Raw genomic sequence first — 19,784 nt, 5'->3', positions numbered from 1 at the left:
CGGCCCGGTTGCTAAGGTGGACGCGCCGCCCGCGTGCCCGGGCGGCGTCACCACCACCGCGAGACCGAGGGACGGGTCGAGATGTCAGCAGGGAAGTCCATCCGGCGGATCGCGCGCTCCGGCGTGCGGGCCCTGCCCCCCGAACAGCGCCGCCGCGTCCGCGGCGCGGGCGGCGCCCTGCTGCGGCGCCTGCCCCCGAGCGTGGCGGAGGAGGTCCGCGGCGTCTTCGGCGTCCGCTGGGGCGCCCAGAGCCGAGCCGACCGTCGCCCCGCCGACCCCCTCGGCCTCACGGGCGGGTCCTCCCGCACCCGCCCCGGCTCCGCCGCCGCCACCGGCCGCGGCGCGGCCGCCGTCGGCGCCGACCCCGACGCCGCGGCCCGCCTCGAGCGTGTCCTCGGCCTCGCCGACACCTCCCGCACCGCACAGGGCGGGCGCGCCGTCGGCGCCGTCGTCGCCCCGGACGTGCGCGCCGCCCTGGAGGCCGCCGGGCACCGGGTGGTCCCGCTGCTGCCGGGCACCGCGGCCGCGGTGGCCGAGCGCGTGGAGGCGGTCGTCGTGGACCTGGACGGCGTGCAGGGCCTGTGGGCGGGGGCGCTCGACGCCTCCGGCGCCGCCCTCTTCCTGGAGCTGCGCTCCGCCCTCGACGCGGCCGCCGACCGTGGCGTGAGCGTCTGGGTGCTCTCCCGCGGCCGCCACCGGCACCGGCTCGGCGCCCTCGCCCTGCTGCAGGCCGAGGACGTGATCGTGGTCGAGGCCGGGTCGGCCCGCGTGCCGCTGCACTTCACCGAGGATCCGGGCGACGCCCCCCAGGGCATCGTCGACGTCCTCCTCCACTGCCCCCAGGAGGCCGCATGAGCCCGGACCACCCGACCCCCGCCCGGCTGACGGACGCCTCCGGCCTCCGCGTCCTGCTCTACGGCGACGTGGACCTCAACGTGATGGACGGGTCCGCGACCTGGCTGCCGTCCATGGCCGAGACCCTCGCCCGCACCGGAGCCGCCGTGGACGTGCAGCTCAAGGCCGAGGAGCGCCGCGACCTGCTCACCGCGCCCCTGCGCCGCCTGGACGGCGTGCGCGTGCTCGCCGCCCGGCCCCCGGCCGGGCAGCACGCCATGTCCCCGGCCCGCGCCGCGGACGTCCTCCAGGAGCTGGACGCGGCGGACCCGTACGACGTCGTCCTGGTGCGCGGCATCCACGCGTGCGTGGAGCTCGCGGACCGCAAGGCGTTCGAGGGCCGGCTCTGGTCCTACGTCACCGAGTACGGCTATGTCGGGGAGGACTTCCCTCCGGAGCGGGTCGAGGAGATCTCCCGCGTGGCCGACGCGAGCCGGCTCATGCTGGCCCAGACGCCGCAGGCGCGCGCCGTCCTGGAGGCCCTCGTCCCCGCGGCCGCCGGACGCACCGTGCTGCTCTCGCCCATGGTGCCGGACTCGCTCGTCCCGGCCGTGCGCCCCGACGACCACGGCACGGGGCCGGTCCGCCTCGTGTACGCCGGCAAGTTCGCCTACGACTGGCGCACCGACCTCATGCCGGACATCCTGGCCGCCCTCCAGGAGGCCGGCGTCCCGGCGACGCTGACGATGGTGGGGGACAAGGTCCACCGGGAGCCCGAGCACCGCGACTGGGCGGCCGCCATGCGCGCCCGCCTCGAGTCCGACATGCCGGGCTTCGAGTGGACCGGGGCGATCCCGCGCGAGGAGGCCCTGGCGCGCACCGCCGAGGCGGACATCTCCCTCGGCTGGCGCACGCCCGCGCTCGACCTCTCCCTCGAGATCTCCACCAAGGTGCTCGAGAGCTGCGCGGTGGGCGTCCCGCCGCTCGTCAACCGCACCGTGGCCCACGAGGAGCTGCTGGGCGCGGACTACCCGCTGTTCGTCGAGGCGCTGACGGACTCGGCGCAGGACATCGCCGCGCGGATCGCGGCGGTGCGCCACGAGCTTTCGGCGCTGTCCCGCCGCGTCGTCGAGGCGGCCGAGCCGTACCGCATGACCGCGCGTGCCCGGGTCGTGGTCGGCTATCTCCGCCGTCTCGGACTGCTGGAGACGCCCCGGACCACGGAGCAGGTGCCGGCGCGCACCGCGCCCCGCACACGGGTCGTCCTCGCCGGCCACGACCTCAAGTTCGCCGGCGAGCTCGTCGACCTGCTGCGCGACGACCCCACGGTCGAGCTGCGCCTGGACCGCTGGGAGGGCCTGCACCGCCACGACGAGGCCGCCTCGCGGCGCCTCGTGGAGTGGGCCGACGTCGTGGTCTGCGAGTGGGCCGGGCCGAACGCGGTCTGGTACGCCCGCCACAAGCGCCCCGGCCAGCGCCTCGTGGTGCGCCTGCACATGTTCGAGCTGCGCGGCGGCTGGCTCTCCGCGCTGGAGGCCGGCGCCGTGGACCGGCTCGTCACGGTCTCCGACCTCTACCGGGACCTCACGCGCGAGCACCTGGCCATCGACCCTGAGCGCGTCACCGTGATCCCCAATGCCGTCTCCCTGGCGGACCTGGACCGGCCCGCCGCCGACGGGCGCCGGCACCGCCTGGGCATCGTGGGCGTGGTCCCGCTGCGCAAGCGGCTCGACCGCGCGGTGGACCTGCTCGAGGCGCTGCGCGAGCACGACGACCGGTTCACCCTGCACGTGCGCGGCCGCATGCCGTGGGAATACCCGCACGAGTGGCGCAAGCCGGTGCAGCGCGAGGCGTACCTGGACCTGTTCTCCCGGATCGGGGCGGGCCCGCTGCGCGAGGCGGTGGCGTTCGAGCCCTTCGGCGCGGACATGGGCTCGTGGCTGACGAAGATCGGCTGGGTGCTGTCCCCGTCCACCACGGAGAGCTTCCATCTCGCGCCCGCCGAGGGCATGGTCTCGGGGGCCGTCCCGCTCGTCTGGGACCGGCCGGGCGCCGTCGGCGTGTTCGGCGAGGACCTCGTGGTGGCCGACACCGACGCCGCGGCGCGGCGGGTGCTCGAGGCCGTGGCGGACGACGCGCGGTGGGAGGCGCTCTCCGCCCAAGCCCGGGAGCGGGTGCGCCCGTACGACGAGCGCGCCGTGGCCGGCCTGTGGCGCGAGGCGCTCGGCCTGGGCTGAGGCCGCGCGGGGCGGGGCGGCGGTAGGGTGAGAGGCAGAGACTGTCCCGTGCCTCCGGCGGGGCGGCATGCACCGTACCACCGCCAGCAGGGAGTCCACGTGAAGAAGATCGAGACCGTCGCCGTCATCGGATTGGGCTACATCGGCCTGCCGACCGCCGCCATCCTCGCCGAGAACGGCGTGAAGGTCCTCGGCGTGGACGTGTCCGACCGCACCGTGGACGCCGTCAACGCCGGCACCGTGCCCTTCGTGGAGCCCGACCTGGCGGACTTCGTGGCGCGAGCCGTGGAGAAGGGCCTGCTCTCCGCCTCGAAGGAGACCCCCGCCGCGGACGCCTACATCGTGGCCGTGCCGACCCCGTTCAAGGACGGCCACTCGCCGGACCTGGGCTACATCGAGGCGGCCGCTCGCGGCCTGGCCCCGCAGCTCACCGGCGACGAGCTCGTGATCCTGGAGTCCACCTCGCCCCCCGGCGCCACCGAGCACATGGCCGAGGTCATCTACGCCGCGCGCCCAGAGCTGCGCGAGGCCGAGCTGGACTTCGCCCACTGCCCCGAGCGCGTCCTCCCCGGCCGCGTGATGGTCGAGCTGGTCACCAACGACCGCATCGTCGGCGGCTCCACCCGGCGCGCCGCCCAGCGCGCCAAGGAGCTCTACGAGACGTTCTGCGAGGGCGAGATCCTCCTGACGGACACCCGCACCGCCGAGATGGCCAAGCTGGTGGAGAACTCCTTCCGCGACGTGAACATCGCGTTCGCCAACGAGCTGTCCGTGATCTGCGCCGAGCAGGGCATCGACGTGTGGGAGCTCATCGAGCTGGCGAACCACCACCCGCGCGTGAACATCCTGCAGCCCGGCCCGGGCGTGGGCGGGCACTGCATCGCCGTGGACCCGTGGTTCATCGTCGACGCCGCCCCGCAGACGGCCCGCATCATCCGCGCCGCCCGCGAGATCAACGACGGCAAGCCGCAGTGGGTCATCGACCAGGTCAAGGCGGCCGCGTTCGACGTCCAGCAGGAGACCGGCCGCACGCCCGTCGTCGCCGCCCTCGGCCTGGCGTTCAAGCCGAACATCGACGACCTGCGCGAGTCCCCGGCCCTGAACATCGCCGCCGACCTGGCGGACCAGTTCTCCGGCTCCGAGGTCCTCGTCGTCGAGCCCAACGTGGAGGAGCTGCCGGCGAAGCTGCAGGGCAAGGCCAACGTTCGCCTGGTCGGAGCCGACGAGGCCGTGGAGGCCGCGGACATCGTCCTGCTGCTCGTGGACCACGACGCCTTCGCTGACCTCGGCGAGAAAGCGGCGGGCAAGCGCGTGATCGACACGCGCGGCCAGTGGCGCGCCGAGGCCGGCGCCTCCGCCTGACCGTCAGCGCGACACCGCGCCCCCGCATGCACGGGCCCGCCGATCCCTCCGGATCGGCGGGCCCGTCCGCGTCAGCGGCCGCGGGCGTCCCAGGCGCGGCGGGCCCGGCGGACGCGCCAGCGCACGGCCGCGCGCACCCGCGCCCGCCCGGCCTCGGCGCGCGCCCGGAGCCCTCTGAGGCCGGGGGGTGCGGGCGCGGGGTCCGCGACGGCGGGCCGATCGGCGGGCGGCTCGGCCGGCGCCGGCGGCGTCGCGGGGGCCTCGGGTGCGGCGGGCGCGGCGGGTGATGCCGCCGTCGACGGGGCCGGAGTCGGGGCCGGAGGGGTGCGCGACGCCGGGGGCGGCGGGGCCGGATGGTCGGCCCACCCCGGATCGAGGCGGCGGGCGGGGGCCACGGCGAGGGCGTCGGCGAGGCGGTCGAGCTCGGCCCGCGCCCCGTCCTCGAGCTCGGCGAGCCTGCGTGTCACGGCCGCCGGCAGGGACTCCTCGGCGAGCGCGGCCTCGAGGGCGGCGCGCAGCGCGGCCGGCTCGGCGTCCAGCGGCAGGGCGGCGTGGGCGCGCCCGAGCTGGGCGAAGTGGGATCCGACCTTGGGGTCGTAGACGAGGCCCACGGCGGGACCCCGCAGGCGGTGGCGCAGCAGGGAGGCGTGCAGCCGCATGGCCACGAGGACCCGTGCCTGCCCGAGGACGCCGAGCAGCTCGGCCAGGGGCAGGTCCGCCGGCAGCACCTCGACGGGCACGTCGTCGCCGGCGGCGTCCACGAGCTCCTGGAGCGGCGCGACGTCCGTGCGCTGCATCGGCACCCCCACGATCCCGAGCCCGTGCTCGCGTGCCACCGCCGCCACCGTGTCCACCAGGGTGCGCCGGTGCGCGGGCGCGTCGGTCCAGGGACGCAGGTTCACGGCCAGGAACGGGGGGCGGTCGCCGCCCTCGGGGGCGGGCAGGGGCAGGCCGTAGACGAGGTCGGGGGCGAGCCGCACCGGCGCGTCCCACTCCGTCGGCATCGGCTCGAGCAGGGCGGCGGACTCGGCGTCGCGGACGCTCACCGAGGCCGCGATCCGCCCGGTGAGCCGGACGGCGGCGCGGGCGGACGGGTCGCTCAGGGGGCCCACGCCCAGGCCGGCGGCGTGCACCTGGCCTCCGTGGGCCGCCACGAGCAGGGGCAGCTGGGCCATGTGCCCGGGGGAGACGCGGGCGCCGCGCACGAGCCCCGCGGCGCCGCCGGCCAGCTGGATGGAGTGGTCGTGCCAGTGCCCGCCGGGGCCGAGGATCATGCCGGTGGCGAGGGCGGCGTAGCGCTCGGACTCGTCGAGGTCCGCCCGGGAGAACGCCTGGGCGCCGTGCTCGGCCTCCACCGCCGCGGCGTTGGACGCCGCCACCACGGGCTGGAACCCGGGCACGCGGGCCTGCAGATGGTCCAGGAGGACGGCGAGGAGCAGCTCGTCGCCGCGGTTGCCGGCTCCGTAGTAGCCCGAGAGCAGGACGGTGCGCACGGGGCCGTCCGCGGCCCGGCCCGGGGCGGGGAGGGAGCGCAGCAGCTCGGCGAGGCCGGTCTCGAGGAGTCCGGCCTCGGCCAGCCGGTCGACGGCCTCCGCGTCGCCGTCGGCGGCGGCGCCCAGCACTTCGGCCACGCGGGCGGGGGAGGGCGGTGGGTCCAGCAGCAGCTCGCTGCGCGAGACGGCGGGGGGCAGCACGTGCAGGCCGTCGCCTCCGTCCGCCGCCGCGCCCGGGTGGCCGGGCGGGGCCAGGCGCACGACGACGGCCCCGCCCTCGCGCACGGTGTCCGCGGCGGCGGGGGTCAGGGACCAGGCGTCACCGGCGACGAGCACGAGGTGGGGCGCGTGGCGGCGCAGCAGGGCCGCCGCCGGCTCCAGGTCCAGCCGGGCGGGGCCGCCGTCCGCGGCGGGGACGAGGACGGCCCGGTGCCGGGCGACGTCGAGGTCCACCACCGCCTGGCCCAGGCGGCGCAGCTCGACGACGAGCGCACGGTCCCGGGCGTCGGCGGGGGACCCCGTGCGGCGCACGAGCAGCACCCGCCGGGCGGGCAGGGCGGGGACGGGCCTGAGGCGCAGGCGGTCGCGCGCGGCGCGCAGGTCGGCGGGCTGCATGGGGCCTCCGGGGTCGTGAGCCGCGCCGGAGCGGCGGGCGCGGGGTGGGGACGGGGCGGGCCGGGGCGGCCTCGCGGCCAAGCTATCAGCCCGGCACCCCCCGGTAGAGTGGCCCACGATCCGGGCCGCCACTGCGGCCGCGGGCCGGTGTGAGGAGGAGGCGGACGTGAGGCTGACGCGTGCGGCACGGCATCCGGTGAGGTCCCTGCGGGGCGCGGCGCGTCGGGGCCGACGCGCCGTCCGGGCCGTCGAGGTCGCCGCCCGGCGGGCCCTCACCCAGGACCCGGCGGCGCTGCAGGCCGCAGCGGAGCGCCGGGCCGGCACCCGGCTCGCCGACGCCGTGGGCCCCGTCCGCGAGGGCGTGGACCGGCTGGGCTCCGTGCCCGCCGACCTCCAGGCCGTGGCGGCCGAGCTGGCCGGCCTCCGGGCCGAGGCAACGGTGCTGCGCGAGGCGGCCGACGCCGAGCGACGCCGGACCGCCGGCCCCGCCGTCCACGCCTGGCACGCGGTGTCCTCAGACCGCCGCGAGGGACCGGTCTGCCTGGTCCTCGGCGCCGCGGACGCCGCGGCCGTGCGGGGAGCCCGGACCGAGCCCGGCGCCGTCGTCGTGGTGGACCTGGACGCGCCCGCGCCCGGGCGTGCCCCGCTGCCGCCCGCGCACAGCGCGGGACTCGTGCTGCTGGACCTGGACCGCTGGGCCGAGGCGGGCCCCGCCGCCCTGGCCGCCTGGGCCGGGTGGCTGCGTCCCGAGACGCCCGTGGCGGGCTGCACCCGGGTGCCGGCCGCCGCGGCGTCCCGCGCCGCCGCCCTCAGCCGCGCGGTGCACGGCGCCCTGCTGCCCGGCGCGCCCGACGAGCACGGCCTCGTCCGCTTCCGCCCGGGCCTGGCCCCCGGGGCCCTGGCCGACGTCCCCGCACCGGAGCCGTTCCGCACGGCGGGCCGGCCGGCGGAGGTGACGGCGTGAGGATCGTCCTGTTCGACGGCATCCAGGAGACACACGTCGCCGAGTCGCTGGCCCGGGCCCTCACCGCGGCCGGCCACGAGGTCCACCACACCGGGCGGTTCGGCGCCGGCTACGTCTTCCGGGACACGGACGACCTGCTCCCCGTGGTCGCCCCCCACCTGGAGAGGATCGCGGAGCTGCGCCCCGACGTCGTCCTCGTCTTCCGCCCGGCCTCCGCGCCCTGGCCGGTGCTGCAGGCCCTGCGCGCCACCGGCGCCGCGCTCGTGGCATGGTTCTCCGACGACCCCGTGCTCTTCGAGCACTCCTACGGGCCCGTCGTCGACCTCTACGACCTCGTCCTGCACTGCGGCGGCGCCCCGGTGCTCCGCTTCTACGAGGAGCGCTTCGGCCGTCCCACCGGCGTCAACCTGCCCTTCTGGACGGACCACACCGCCTTCCCCGTGGTCCACGGCGCCCGCCCCGCGGAGACGGACGTCCTCTTCCTGGGCAACATGGTCGGCCCCGTCCGCCGCTGGCGCTACGACGCGCTCGCGGCCATGGAGCACGAGGTGACCGTGTTCGGCCAGGTGGGCGAGGACCCGGCAGGCCTGGGAGGCGGCTTCCTCGACGCCGAGCACGAGGTGGTCCAGGCCGGCGCCCGGGCCCGCGTGGCGCTCAACATCCCCCAGGTGTTCGCCGACCACCGGGGCCAGCCCACGTGGTTCCCCGGCCTGGACGCGCTCGGCGCGTTCGAGCTGCCCAGCCGCGTGATCCAGTACGCGGCCATGGGCCTGCCCACGGTGAGCGTCGTCCCCGGCGGGGCCCCGACGCCGGCGTTCCCGGAGATGCCCGTGGTGGACACGGTGCAGGACGCGGACCGGTGGATCGCGCACGCGCTGGGCTCGGGCGAGCTGGAGGCCCTCTCCGCCGCCGCCGTGGACCGGTTCGACCGCTCCTTCAGCGCGGACGCCCGGGTGCTCGCCCTCGAGTCCCTCCTGCAGGACGACGACTGGCGGCGCCTCGACGCCGACGAGCGCGCCGTGTGGTTCCTGCGCTTCGACGGCCGCCGGCCGCGCCGCCCCGCCGCGGCAGCCGCCGCGGGCCCGGCGGAGGGGGACCGGCGGGAGGCGGACGCCTCCGCCCCGGCGGAGCGCATCGCCGTCCGTGCGGACGTCGCCGTGGTCCACGCCCGGCCCGCGCGACGGTTCGACCCGCTCGACGTGCTCCTGCGCGAGCTCGCCGCGGCCGGCCGGCTGGCACTCGCCCTCGGGCCGGACCACCCCGACGCCGGGCTCCTCGCCGCCGATCCGACGGCGGAGGATCCGTCCGCGGTCCGCGTGGACGGCGCCGGCCTGGCCGACGCGCTGGCCGGCACGGGCGCGCGCGTCGTGGTCCTCGCCGGCGGGGCCCGCCTCACCGCCGAGGACGCCGACGCGCTCCGGGCGGCAGGCGTGGCCACCGTCGGCCTGCTCACCGACGAGCGGCCCGAGCCCAGCGCCCTGGCCCGCTTCGACCTCGCGGTGCAGGTCGGCCCGGCGCCCGCGGACCACGCCGGTCTGCTCCGCGGCCTGCCCAACGCCGTGCTGAGCCCCGGGCTCGTCGAGTCGGCCCTGCTGGCCGCGCTCGAGGCGCGCCCGGCCCGCCCCGGCCTCCTGCACGTGGGCGCGCCCGAGGGCTCGGCCCCGGACGCCGCCGGGCTCTCGATCCTCGAGTCGCTGGCGGACCACCCCGCGGCGGGCGGGCGCGCCGACGCGCCGGCCGCCGTCGAGGGGCAGTCGCCCGAGGCGCTGGCGCGGTTGGGGCACGCGGCCCTCGCCGACGCGCTGCGGCGCAGCGTGCTCCACCTCGCCCCGGAGACCCACGGCCGCCTCCAGGCCCATCCGCCGATCACCCCCCTCGCCCTGTGCGCCGCGGAGCACGTGCTCACCACGCGCCACCGGCGCTTCCGGGACGAGGACGCGTGGGGGGACGCGATGCTCAAGGCGGCCACCGCCCAGGAAGCCCGCCTCAAGCTGAGCCGCCGGGCCGCGGACCGGCGCGCCGCGCAGGACGCCGCCGAGCCGGACGCCCTGGGGCCCGCCGCGCCGCTGGGCCCGGCCGAGCACCGGCGTCGCTTCGACGCGGCGGCCCAGGTCTCCGACTGGCTGCGCCGGGCGCGCGAGCGGCACGAGGCGCGCGCCGCCGACCCCGCCGGCGAGGCCGAGGGACGGCGGACGCCGGACGACGTCCCGGCGCCGCTGGCCGACGGGACGGACGCGCTCGTGCCGCTGGACCGCCGCTGGCCGCTCGCGGCCGAGGCCGCCGCGTGGCCTCCGGCCCGGGCGCGGGTGCTGCGCCTGTCCCTGGCCGACGCCGGCCTGGTGGCGGGCGTGCGCGTGTGGGCCGGCGAGGAGCTCATCGGCGAGGCCGCCGCGGGCCCCGAGGGCCTGGGGGCGGTGGACGTGGTGCTCACGGGCGCCCCGTCCGCGCCGCCCGCCCTGGAGCTCGTGGGCACGGCCGGGCACCGCCTGCGCGCGATCGCCCGCGTCCGGGTGCGCGCCCGGATCGGCGAGGCCGCGCGGCGCGCCGACGCGGGCCCCGCCGGGCCGTGCACGGCCGCCGTGCTGCCCGCCCCGCACCCCGCCGCCGGACCCGCCGCCGGACCCGCCGAGAGGACCCCGCCCCATGCCTGATCAGGAGCGCGCGCCCCGCGCCCGCCGACCGCTGGCCCGCAGCCTGGCGCTCACCGCCCAGACGGTGCGCGAGCACCTGGCCGACGACCCGGTCCTGCTGGCGATGCAGGTCTCGCGGCGGCTGCCGCGCGCCGTGTCCGAGCGGGCGGCCGCCGTGCTCACCCGCGCCGCCGGTGGCGGGGTGGTGCGGGCCCTGGGCCACGAGATGCGCGGCGAGCACGAGGCCGCGCTCGCCGCCCTGGACGCGGACGGGGGTTCGGCGGTGCACCGGGCCGACGCCGCCCTCGGCCTCGGCCGGCCGGACCGGGCCGCGGAGCTGCTCGAGACCGTCGCCCCGCCGGAGCGCGGCGCCGCCTGGACCGCGGCCGCGGCGCGCCTGGCCGCGCACCGCGGCGACCTCGAGGGCGCGGCCGAGCTGGCGGCCCGGCACCCGCGCAACCGGCACCTGGCCCGGCGCATGGCGGGGGAGCGGGACGCCTTCCGGGGCGTCGCCCCCGTCCTGCCGCGGGAGGCCGGCTACGCCCCCGAGCCGGGCCGGGTGCTCCACGTGCTCACGAACTCCCTGCCGCACACCGGCTCGGGCTACGCCCAGCGCAGCCACTCGATCCTGGCCTCGCTGCGCGCGGAGGGCTTCGACGTCGCGGCGGTCACCCGCCCCGGCTACCCCGTACAGATCGGTGTGCCCTGGGCAGCCGGGCGCGACACGGTGGACGGGATCGACTACCACCGGCTGCTGCCGGCGCGCCTGGCCCAGGGCCAGGCCGCCCGGCTCCAGCAGCACGCCGAGCTGCTGGCCGAGCACGTGAGGGCCACCCGGCCCGCCCTGCTCCACACGACCACCCACTTCGTCAACGCCGTGGCGGTCGAGGCCGTCGCCCGCGCCTTCGGCATCCCGTGGGTCTACGAGGTGCGCGGACAGCTGGCGGACACGTGGGCGGCCGTGCGCGGCCCGGAGGCGCTCGCCTCCGAGCGCTACCGCCTCTTCCAGGAACGCGAGACGCAGGCGGCCCGCGGCGCCGACGGCGTCGTGACCCTCGGCGAGGGCATGCGGGAGCGGCTCGTGGCCGCCGGGGTGGACCCCGAGGCGGTCGTCCTGTGCCCGAACGCGGTGGGGGAGACGTTCGTCGCCGAGCCGCCCACCCGCGAGGCCGCCCGCGCCGCGCTGGACTGGCCCCACCCCGCGGACGCCTTCGTGGTGGGCACCGTCTCCAGCCTCGTGGACTACGAGGGCCTCGACACGCTGCTGCGCGCGGCCGCGCTGGTGGCCCCGCGCCGGCCGGAGCTGCGCGTGCACATCGCCGGCGACGGCGTGGCCCGCCCCGGACTGGAGGCGCTGGCGCGGCGGCTGGGCATCGAGGACCGGTGCTCCTTCCCGGGCCGCGTGGCGCGCTCCGAGGCGATCCTGCACCAGGCCGCGCTCGACGTCTTCGTGGTGCCGCGGCGCGACCTGCCCGTCACCCGCTCCGTGACCCCCATGAAGACCGTGGAGGCCTCCGCCGTGGGCCGGCCCGTCGTGGCCTCGGACCTGCCCGCGCTCGCCGAGCTCGTCGAGGACGGCCGGACCGGCCTGCTCGTGCCGGCCGAGGACCCCGCGGCGCTGGCGGAGGCGCTCGAGCGGCTCGCGGCCGACCCCGCCGAGCGGGAGCGGCTCGGGGCGGCGGGCCGGCAGTGGGCGCTGGCCACCCGGACCTGGGGGGGGAACGCCCGGCGCTACCGGGACCTGTACGCCCGGCTGGGCGTGAGCCCGCGCTGATACAGTGACGACGGCGCCGGGCCTCCCTCGCACTACGCCGTGCACGGTGGCCCGTTCGGCGCCCGCCCCCGTCGCGTGCCCGCGCGGGGCCCGCGCACGGAAGGAAGACTGGACCCGCATGAAGATCGCCGTCGTCGCCCTGGGCAAGATCGGCCTGCCGCTGGCCGTGCAGTTCGCGAGCAAGGGACACGAGGTGGTCGGCGTCGATGTCAACGCCGCCGTCGTGGACCTCGTGAACGCGGGCACCGAGCCGTTCCCCGGCGAGGCCCACCTGCAGGAGAAGCTCTCCGAGGCCGTCTCCGCCGGCCGGCTGCGCGCCACCACCGAGTACGGGGACGCGATCCCCGGCGCGGACGCCGTGGTCCTCGTGGTGCCGCTGTTCGTGGACGAGGAGGCGCGCCCCGACTTCGGGTGGATGGACGGGGCCACCGCCGAGCTGGCGAAGCACCTGACCCCCGGCACGCTCGTGTCCTACGAGACCACCCTGCCCGTGGGCACCACCCGCACCCGCTGGAAGCCGATGCTCGAGGAGGGCTCCGGCCTGACCGAGGGCGAGGACTTCCACCTCGTGTTCTCCCCGGAGCGCGTGCTCACCGGCCGCGTGTTCGAGGACCTGCGCCGCTACCCGAAGCTGATCGGCGGCCTGTCCACGGCCGGCGCCGAGCGCGCCCGCGAGTTCTACGAGGCCGTGCTGGACTTCGACGAGCGCCCGGACCTGCAGCGCGCCAACGGCGTGTGGGACCTCGGCTCGGCCGAGGCCTCCGAGATGGCCAAGCTCGCCGAGACCACCTACCGCGACGTGAACATCGGCCTGGCCAACGAGTTCGCCCGCTACGCCGGCTCGGCCGGGATCGACATCTACCAGGTGATCGAGGCCTCCAACTCGCAGCCGTACAGCCACATCCACCGCCCGGGCATCGCGGTGGGCGGCCACTGCATCCCGGTCTACCCGCGGCTGTACCTGTGGAATGACCCGGCCGCGGACATCGTGCGCACCGCCCGCGCCGTGAACGCGTCCATGCCCTCCTACGCCGTGCAGCTGCTGGCCGAGTCCCACGGGGACCTGGCGGGCCAGCGCGTCGTGGTCCTGGGCGCGGCCTACCGCGGCGGCGTGAAGGAGACCGCGTTCTCCGGCGTGTTCGCCACGGTGCAGGCCCTGACCGAGGCGGGCGCCGACGTCGCCGTCCACGACCCCATGTACGAGGACGCCGAGCTGGCGAAGCTGGGCTTCGCCCCCTATGCCCTGGGCACGGAGACGGACGCGGCGATCATCCAGACCGACCACGCCGAGTACCGCACGCTCTCCCCGGCGGACCTGCCGGGCGTGCGCACCCTCGTGGACGGGCGCAACATCACCGACGCGCAGACCTGGGACGGTGTGACCCGCCGTGTCATCGGCCTGCCGCACCAGGCCCCCCAGGCCTGAGGGAGGACGGCATGACGCAGCAGCAGGACGTGTTCGTCGCCCCCGGCGCGGACGTCTCCGACGCCGCCCGGATCGGCGCCGGCTCGAAGATCTGGCACCTCGCGCAGGTGCGCGAGGACGCGCAGCTGGGGGAGCGGACCATCGTGGGCCGCTCCGCCTACATCGGCACGGGCGTGCGCATGGGCGACGACTGCAAGGTCCAGAACCTCGCGCTCGTGTACGAGCCGGCCACGCTGGGCCGGGGCGTGTTCATCGGCCCCGCCGTGGTGCTCACCAATGACACCTACCCCCGCGCCGTGAACCCGGACCTGTCCCAGAAGTCCGCCTCGGACTGGGTGGCCGTGGGCGTGGACATCGGGGACGGGGCCGCGATCGGCGCCCGCTCCGTGTGCGTGGCCCCCGTGCGCATCGGCGCGTGGGCACTCGTGGCGGCCGGGTCCGTGGTGACCCGTGACGTGCCGGACTTCGGCCTCGTGGCCGGGGTGCCCGCGCGTCGGATCGGGTGGGTGGGCCGCACCGGCCGTCGGCTCGAGGAGAGGGACGGGGTCTGGGTCTGCCCGGACACGTCCGAGACGTTCGTGGAGGCCGACGGCGTGCTGCGCCCGGTCGAGGACCAGGAGGAGACCCGTGGCTGAGTTCATCCCGCCCGCCAAGCCCATCATCGGAGACGAGGAGCGCGCCGCCGTCGACCGCGTGCTCCGCTCGGGCATGGTCGCCCAGGGACCGGAGGTCAAGGCCTTCGAGGAGGAGTTCGGCGAGGTCCTCGTGGAGGGCTGGGACTGCGTCGCCGTCAACTCCGGCACCTCCGGCCAGCACCTCGGCCTGCTCGCCTCGGGCGTCGGCCCCGGCGACGAGGTGATCGTGCCCGCCTTCACCTTCGCCGCCACCGGCAACGCCGTCGCCCTCACCGGGGCGACCCCCGTGTTCGCCGACATCGACCTGGACACCTACACCCTGGACCCCGACGACGTGCGAGCCAAGGTCACCGAGCGGACCCGCGGCATCATGCCCGTGCACCTCTACGGGCACCCGGCGCCGATGGACCGGCTGCAGGAGATCGCCGACGAGCACGGACTGGAGCTCTACGAGGACGCCGCCCAGGCGCACGGCGCGCGGCTGCACGGCCGCCGCGTGGGCACCTTCGGGGCGTGGGCCATGTTCAGCCTCTACCCGACCAAGAACATGACCTCCGGCGAGGGCGGCATGGTCTCGGTCAGGGACCCGGAGCTGGCCCGCCGCATGCGCATGCTGCGCAACCAGGGCATGGAGGTGCAGTACCAGAACGAGCTGGTCGGCCTGAACAACCGCATGACGGACATCCACGCGGCCATCGGCCGGGTGCAGCTGACCAAGGTCCTGGACTGGACCGAGCGACGCCGGCAGATCGCCGCCCGCTTCGACGCCGAGCTGCGCGGGGTGGCCGTGCCCGTGGTGGCCGAGGGCGCCGAGCACGTGTACCACCAGTACACCGTGCGCCTGCCCGAGTCCCTGGCCGTGGCGCGAGACGCGATCCGCGACCGGCTCAAGGACGAGTTCGGCGTGGGCACGGGCGTGTACTACCCGGTGCCCACCAACGAGCTGCCCTCCTTCCGCATCGAGGCGGACCTGCCGAACACCCGGACCGCCGCCGCCACCGTGTTCTCCCTGCCGGTGCACCCCTCGCTCACCGACGAGGACGTGACCCGGGTGATCGAGGCCGTGAACACCGTCGTCGAGGAGGCCGCGGCATGAGCCTGCGCACCGGACTGATCGGCCTGGGCATGATGGGCCGCCACCACGCCCGCGTGATGCGCTCGATCAAGGGCACCGAGCTGGTGGCCGTGGCGGACGCGATGGGCGACCCGCACGGCGCGGCGGGGGACCTGCCCCTCTACGACTCCGTGCAGGGGCTGATCGACCACGGCGTGGACGCCGTGGTGTGCGCCGTGCCCACCGGCCTGCACGAGGAGGTCGGCCTGGCGCTGGCCGAGGCCGGGGTGCACGTGATGGTGGAGAAGCCGATCGCCCACAGCACCGAGGCGGGCGCCCGCCTCGTGGCGGCCTTCGAGGAAGCCGGCCTCGTGGGCGCGGTGGGCCACATCGAGCGGTTCAACCCGGCCCTGCAGGAGATGCGCCGGCGCATCCGCGCCGGCGAGCTCGGCCGCGTGCTGCAGATCGCCACCCTGCGCCAGGGCGGGTTCCCGGCCCGCATCGCCGACGTGGGCGTGGTGAAGGACCTGGGCACGCACGACATCGACCTCACCGCCTGGCTCGCCGACAGCCCGTACGAACGGGTTGCGGCCGAGACCGTGACGAACTCGGGCCGTGAGCACGAGGACATGGTCGTGGCCACCGGGCGCCTGGCCTCCGGCGTGATCACGGACCACGTGGTCAACTGGCTCTCGCCCGTGAAGGTCCGCAAGACCGTGGTGACCGGCGAGCTGGGCGCCTTCGTGGCGGACACCGTCAGTGCCGACCTGGTCTTCCAGGCCAACGGCTCCGTGGCCACCCGGTGGGACGCGGTCTCCGCGTTCCGGGGCGTCTCCGAAGGGGACGTGACGCGGCTGGCCATCGAGAAGCCGGAGCCGCTGCGCACCGAGCACGAGGCCTTCCGTGACGCGATCCTCGGCGAGCGGCAGGACCACGTGTCCATGGCCGAGGGCCTGGACACGCTGCGCGTGGCTGAGGCGCTGATCGAGTCCTCCCGGACGGGGGAGAGGATCCGGCTGTGAGCGCCCGCCCCTGGCGGCGGCGCGCCCGGCGCGCCGTCCAGGCGGCCGCCCGCCGCGCCCGGTCCCTGCCAGAGCCCGCGCCCCGGCTCCTGAGGTCGGTGCTCTCCGCCCTGCCCCAGGACGTCGAGGCGGTCCGGCGGATGCGGGCGGTCGCCGCCCCGCCGCCCCGCCGCCCCGCGCACGCCGCACGTCCCGCGCCCTCGGCTCGCCCGACGGCGTCCGGCTCCTACGGCGGCTACCTGCACCTGGCGGACGTGGGCGAGACCTACTCGCCCCGCGAGGCCGCGACGCTGCTGCAGCTGGAGAGCGCGGTGCTCAAGCGGCACCTGTTCGCCGAGCCGCTGCCGCCGCTGCCGCCCACCGGCCACGAGGCCGAGGACGAGGCCGCCGCCGCGGAGCGCGTGGCCGCGTACCTGCGGCGCGCGGACGCCGCCGGGGAGGACGGCGCCCCCGCCCACCTCGTGCTGGTCGGCGTGTACCCCACCCTCGAGAACCCGTACGGCAACGGGTTCGTGCACCGCCGCGTGAAGTACTTCCAGGCGGCCGGCGTGCGGGTGCACGTGGCCGTCGTGGACCCTGCGGCCGAGCCCCACGTGTACGAGTACGACGGCGTCACCGTCCTCGTGGGCCGCGGCCCCGAGGCGGCCGAGCTGCTGCGCACCCGGGCCTACGCCTCGGTCGGCGCGCACTTCCTGGGCCGGACCCTGTGGGAGCCCGTCAAGGACGCCCTCGCGGGGCACCGCTTCTTCGCCTTCATGCACGGCTACGAGTCCCGGCGGTGGATCCGCACGGTGCGCAACCACCGCACCCAGGGGCAGATCGACGACGCGATCGAGGACACCCTCGTGCGCCAGCGCTTCTGGCGCGAGGTGCTGGCCCACCCGAACTGCCCCGAGCGCTTCGTGTTCGTCTCCCGCTGGTGGCGGCGCGCCGCCCAGGAGGACATGGAGCTGGTGTTCCCGGGCCAGCGCAGCGCGATCGTCCACAACGTGATCGACACCGACCTCTTCCGGCACGTCCCCAAGGACCCGGAGCAGCGCTTCCGCGTGCTGTGGGTGCGCTCGGCCGCCAACCTCAACTACGGCCCCGACCTCGCGGTCAAGGCGCTGCAGCGGCTGCGGGACACGCCCCTGTGGGAGCGCATGACCGTCACCGTGATCGGCGACGGGAAGCACTTCGGCCTGTTCGAGCAGGCCTTCGCGGAGGACGCGAACGTCACCGTGGAGCGCCGCTACGCCGTGCAGGAGGAGATCGCCGCCCTGCACCGCGAGCACGGGATCTTCCTCGTGCCCACCCGCCTGGACTCCCAGGGCGTCTCGCGCGACGAGGCGATGTCCTCTGGCCTCGTGCCCGTCACCAACGACGCCGCCGCGGTGCGCGAGTTCGTGGACGCCGACTGCGCCGTGCTCGCCGGGTTCGAGGACGTGGCCGGGCTGGCGGACGGAGTGCGCCGGCTGATGGAGGACCCGGAGCTGTTCCTGCGCATGTCCGAGGCCGCGGCCCGCCGGGTCCGCGCCCAGACCTCCCCGGAGCACACGGTGGAGCGCGAGATGGCGCTGATGGGCCTCGTCCCGGCCCGCACCGACCGGACGGAGGGGACCGCATGAGCACCGTGCTGCTGCTGACCACGGGCATCGGCCCGGCCGAGGGCCTGCTGCTCCAGGACCTGCGCGACGCCGGCCACACGGCGGACGTGCTGGACGTGGCCTCCCACGCCTGGCTGCGCCGTCGTCCGGACCTGCCGCCCGCCCCGCTCTACCCGTGGACGGGCGCCCACGCCCTGCGCGAGGCGGGCTCCCAGATCGCCCGCGAGATGCGCCGGGTCACCGCCGCCGGCGGCTACGACGTCGTCGTGGCGGCGGGCCTGGGCGCGGCCGGCTTCGCCGCGCGGCACGTGGAGGAGGAGTTCATCCCCCTGCTGCGCCGCGGCGACCTGGACTTCTCGTCCGCGCGCGTGCACTCCACGCAGAACTTCGCCGCGCTCACGCGGGCCGTGGACCGGCTGTTCCTCGAGGACGAGTGGGAGTTCGACAAGGCCCTGTCCAAGGGGTCGAACAGCGCCCACCTGCGCGTGCCGCGCATCGTGCCCGGCCCGGACGCCCTGCCCGCGCTGGCCGCGGACGCGGACGCCCCGCGCGTCGTGGTCCTGCACCCCGAGCAGGTGGACCGGGACCGGCTCGCGGCCCAGATGCAGGCGCTGCAGGCCGCCGTGGACGCCGTCCCCGGGGCGCAGCTGCGCAGCCTCTCGGCCTCGGCCCTGTTCCGCACCCGGGACCTGGCCGCCGGCCGCGCCTTCGACGCCGTCGCCGCCACCCGGCTCGACGGCGCCACCCACGCGGTCCTGGTCGGATCCTCCCGGGACCACGCCGCCGTCGGGGACCTGCTCGTGGGCACCGGCTTCGCCGCCCGGCTCGTGGTCGAGGAGACGATCGGCATGGGCGCCTGGGCCGCCGGGCGGCCGGGCGTGCGCACCGGCCGGGGCCTGCGGCTGGTCTCCGAGCTGGCCGCCGTGCTCGCCGACGGCATGCCCGCGCCGGCCCGTCCGGACGGGCCCGATGGCGACGTCCTGGCCGCCCTGCGCGGCGCGATGGCCTCGCGCGTGGACCGGCGCTTCGAGGACCTCGAGGCGCTGCGCCACGACAGCCCGCTGGACGTCTTCTTCTCCACCTCGCCCCTCGAGGACCGCACGGACGGGGCCCGTCCCCAGCGCGTGCGCAACATGAACGACGCCCTGTCGCGGCCCGCGGCCGCCGTGCGGCTGTCCTCCGTGCCCGGCGTGTTCGACCGCCGCGCCCGCGTGGTGGCCGAGGCCGTCGAGGCCGGGCGGCCGCTGGGGCTGTTCTACGGCGAGAACTCCACCTCGCCCATCCCGGATCCCCGCGTCACCGCGGAGCTGGCGGACCTGATGCGCCGCTTCTCCGCGGCAGGGGGCAGGAGCGTGTGGTTCGTGCGCGACCTGCACTGGCTGGACGAGATCGAGGGATACCTCGAGGACGCCGACGCGCGGCGGGACGTGCAGGAGCGCGGCCTGGCCGAGCTGGACGCCCTGCAGGCGGCGGCGGACCGGCTGGCCGCCCCGTCGGCGGCCTCCGGGGAGGGGTTCGACTCCCTGCTGGCCCGGCACGGCCGCCCGGGCGTGGACTGGCTGCCCCTGCCGCCCGCCGTGGCCGAGGCCAACACGATGCCCGCGCACGCGCCCGCGATCGGCGGCGAGGGCCTCACCCTGCTCTACGCCGGGGGAGTGGGCGGCATCTACGGCCTGGGCCTCTACCTCTCGGCCGTCGCCGGCCTGGAGGCGGACGTGCACCTGGACTTCGTGGTGCGTCCGGCCGAGCGCGGGCTGCTCGACGCCCTGCTCGAGGAGCACGGCCTGGCCGGGCGGCCGGGGCTGCGGGTGACCACGGTGCCCCTGGAGTGGCACGTGCCCGCCACGCGGGACGTCGTGGGCGTGGTGCTGCTGGGCGGCGAGTACGCCCGGTTCAGCTTCCCGTACAAGACGATGTCCCTCCTCGAGCGGGGCTACCCCGTGCTGTGCTTCGAGGACATGGGGATCGCGCCCTTCCTGGAGGAGAACGGCGTCGGGCTGGGCGTGGCCCGTACGCCGGAGGCCGTCCGCGCCGGGCTGCGAGCCCTGGCCCGCGCGGGCGCACCGGGGATGGCCGCGGCACGCCGGGCCCAGTCGTGGGACGCCCGCGTGGCGGCGGCCCGGAGGCCGGACGCCGGCTGACCGGTCCCGTC

At 77.0% G+C, this 19,784-nt stretch carries 13 protein-coding genes; 12 read left to right on the top strand and 1 reads right to left on the bottom strand.

The window, feature by feature from the left end; genetic code table 11:
• Positions 1 to 81: 81 nt before the first annotated feature.
• From HDA33_RS04890 to wecC, 3 genes are all read left to right on the top strand, one after another.
• Complete coding sequence (locus HDA33_RS04890) at positions 82 to 855, top strand: hypothetical protein (protein WP_184171512.1); 774 nt, start codon at positions 82 to 84, stop codon at positions 853 to 855.
• Positions 852 to 3,071, top strand: a complete 2,220-nt coding sequence (locus tag HDA33_RS04885) for a glycosyltransferase (protein WP_184171510.1) — start codon at positions 852 to 854, stop codon at positions 3,069 to 3,071. The genes HDA33_RS04890 and HDA33_RS04885 overlap by 4 nt, the downstream gene beginning before the upstream one ends.
• Positions 3,072 to 3,170: 99 nt before the next feature.
• Positions 3,171 to 4,433 (top strand): UDP-N-acetyl-D-mannosamine dehydrogenase, encoded by a 1,263-nt coding sequence (wecC, locus tag HDA33_RS04880; RefSeq protein WP_184171508.1) that lies wholly within the window; start codon positions 3,171 to 3,173, stop codon positions 4,431 to 4,433.
• Positions 4,434 to 4,504: 71 nt separating this feature from the next.
• Here the strand turns inward: wecC and HDA33_RS04875 are convergent, their stop codons facing one another.
• Positions 4,505 to 6,541, bottom strand: a complete 2,037-nt coding sequence (locus tag HDA33_RS04875; protein ID WP_184171506.1) for a polysaccharide pyruvyl transferase family protein — start codon at positions 6,539 to 6,541, stop codon at positions 4,505 to 4,507.
• 166 nt (positions 6,542 to 6,707) lie between these two features.
• On the opposite strand from HDA33_RS04875, the gene HDA33_RS04870 reads away from it, so the two are divergent.
• From HDA33_RS04870 to HDA33_RS04830, 9 genes are all read left to right on the top strand, one after another.
• On the top strand, positions 6,708 to 7,505 hold the full coding sequence (locus HDA33_RS04870; RefSeq protein ID WP_184171504.1) for a hypothetical protein: 798 nt from the start codon (positions 6,708 to 6,710) through the stop codon (positions 7,503 to 7,505).
• Positions 7,502 to 10,156: a glycosyltransferase family protein gene (locus tag HDA33_RS04865; RefSeq protein ID WP_184171502.1), complete on the top strand. Its 2,655-nt coding sequence runs from the start codon at positions 7,502 to 7,504 to the stop codon at positions 10,154 to 10,156. The genes HDA33_RS04870 and HDA33_RS04865 overlap by 4 nt, the downstream gene beginning before the upstream one ends.
• Complete coding sequence (locus HDA33_RS04860) at positions 10,149 to 11,909, top strand: glycosyltransferase family 4 protein (RefSeq protein WP_184171500.1); 1,761 nt, start codon at positions 10,149 to 10,151, stop codon at positions 11,907 to 11,909. Before HDA33_RS04865 ends, HDA33_RS04860 begins: the two co-directional genes overlap by 8 nt.
• 118 nt (positions 11,910 to 12,027) lie before the next feature.
• Entirely contained in the window at positions 12,028 to 13,335 is a 1,308-nt protein-coding gene (locus tag HDA33_RS04855) for a nucleotide sugar dehydrogenase (RefSeq protein ID WP_184171498.1), read from the top strand.
• 11 nt (positions 13,336 to 13,346) lie between these two features.
• Positions 13,347 to 13,970 carry an acyltransferase gene (locus HDA33_RS04850; RefSeq protein WP_184171496.1) on the top strand — a complete coding sequence of 208 codons (624 nt, stop codon included), beginning with the start codon at positions 13,347 to 13,349 and terminating at the stop codon, positions 13,968 to 13,970.
• Positions 13,963 to 15,066: a DegT/DnrJ/EryC1/StrS family aminotransferase gene (locus tag HDA33_RS04845; RefSeq protein ID WP_184171493.1), complete on the top strand. Its 1,104-nt coding sequence runs from the start codon at positions 13,963 to 13,965 to the stop codon at positions 15,064 to 15,066. Before HDA33_RS04850 ends, HDA33_RS04845 begins: the two co-directional genes overlap by 8 nt.
• Positions 15,063 to 16,046, top strand: a complete 984-nt coding sequence (locus HDA33_RS04840) for a Gfo/Idh/MocA family protein (protein ID WP_184171490.1) — start codon at positions 15,063 to 15,065, stop codon at positions 16,044 to 16,046. Before HDA33_RS04845 ends, HDA33_RS04840 begins: the two co-directional genes overlap by 4 nt.
• Positions 16,043 to 17,653 (top strand): glycosyltransferase family 4 protein, encoded by a 1,611-nt coding sequence (locus tag HDA33_RS04835; protein ID WP_338104257.1) that lies wholly within the window; start codon positions 16,043 to 16,045, stop codon positions 17,651 to 17,653. Before HDA33_RS04840 ends, HDA33_RS04835 begins: the two co-directional genes overlap by 4 nt.
• The gene (locus tag HDA33_RS04830) at positions 17,650 to 19,773 is read left to right on the top strand and encodes a glycosyltransferase family protein (protein WP_184171488.1); all 2,124 of its coding nucleotides are present in this window, start codon (positions 17,650 to 17,652) and stop codon (positions 19,771 to 19,773) included. The genes HDA33_RS04835 and HDA33_RS04830 overlap by 4 nt, the downstream gene beginning before the upstream one ends.
• Positions 19,774 to 19,784: the final 11 nt, after the last annotated feature.

The organism is Micrococcus endophyticus (assembly GCF_014205115.1).
Classification (GTDB): domain Bacteria; phylum Actinomycetota; class Actinomycetes; order Actinomycetales; family Micrococcaceae; genus Micrococcus; species Micrococcus endophyticus.
This window is presented reverse-complemented; position numbering and strand designations above follow the sequence as displayed.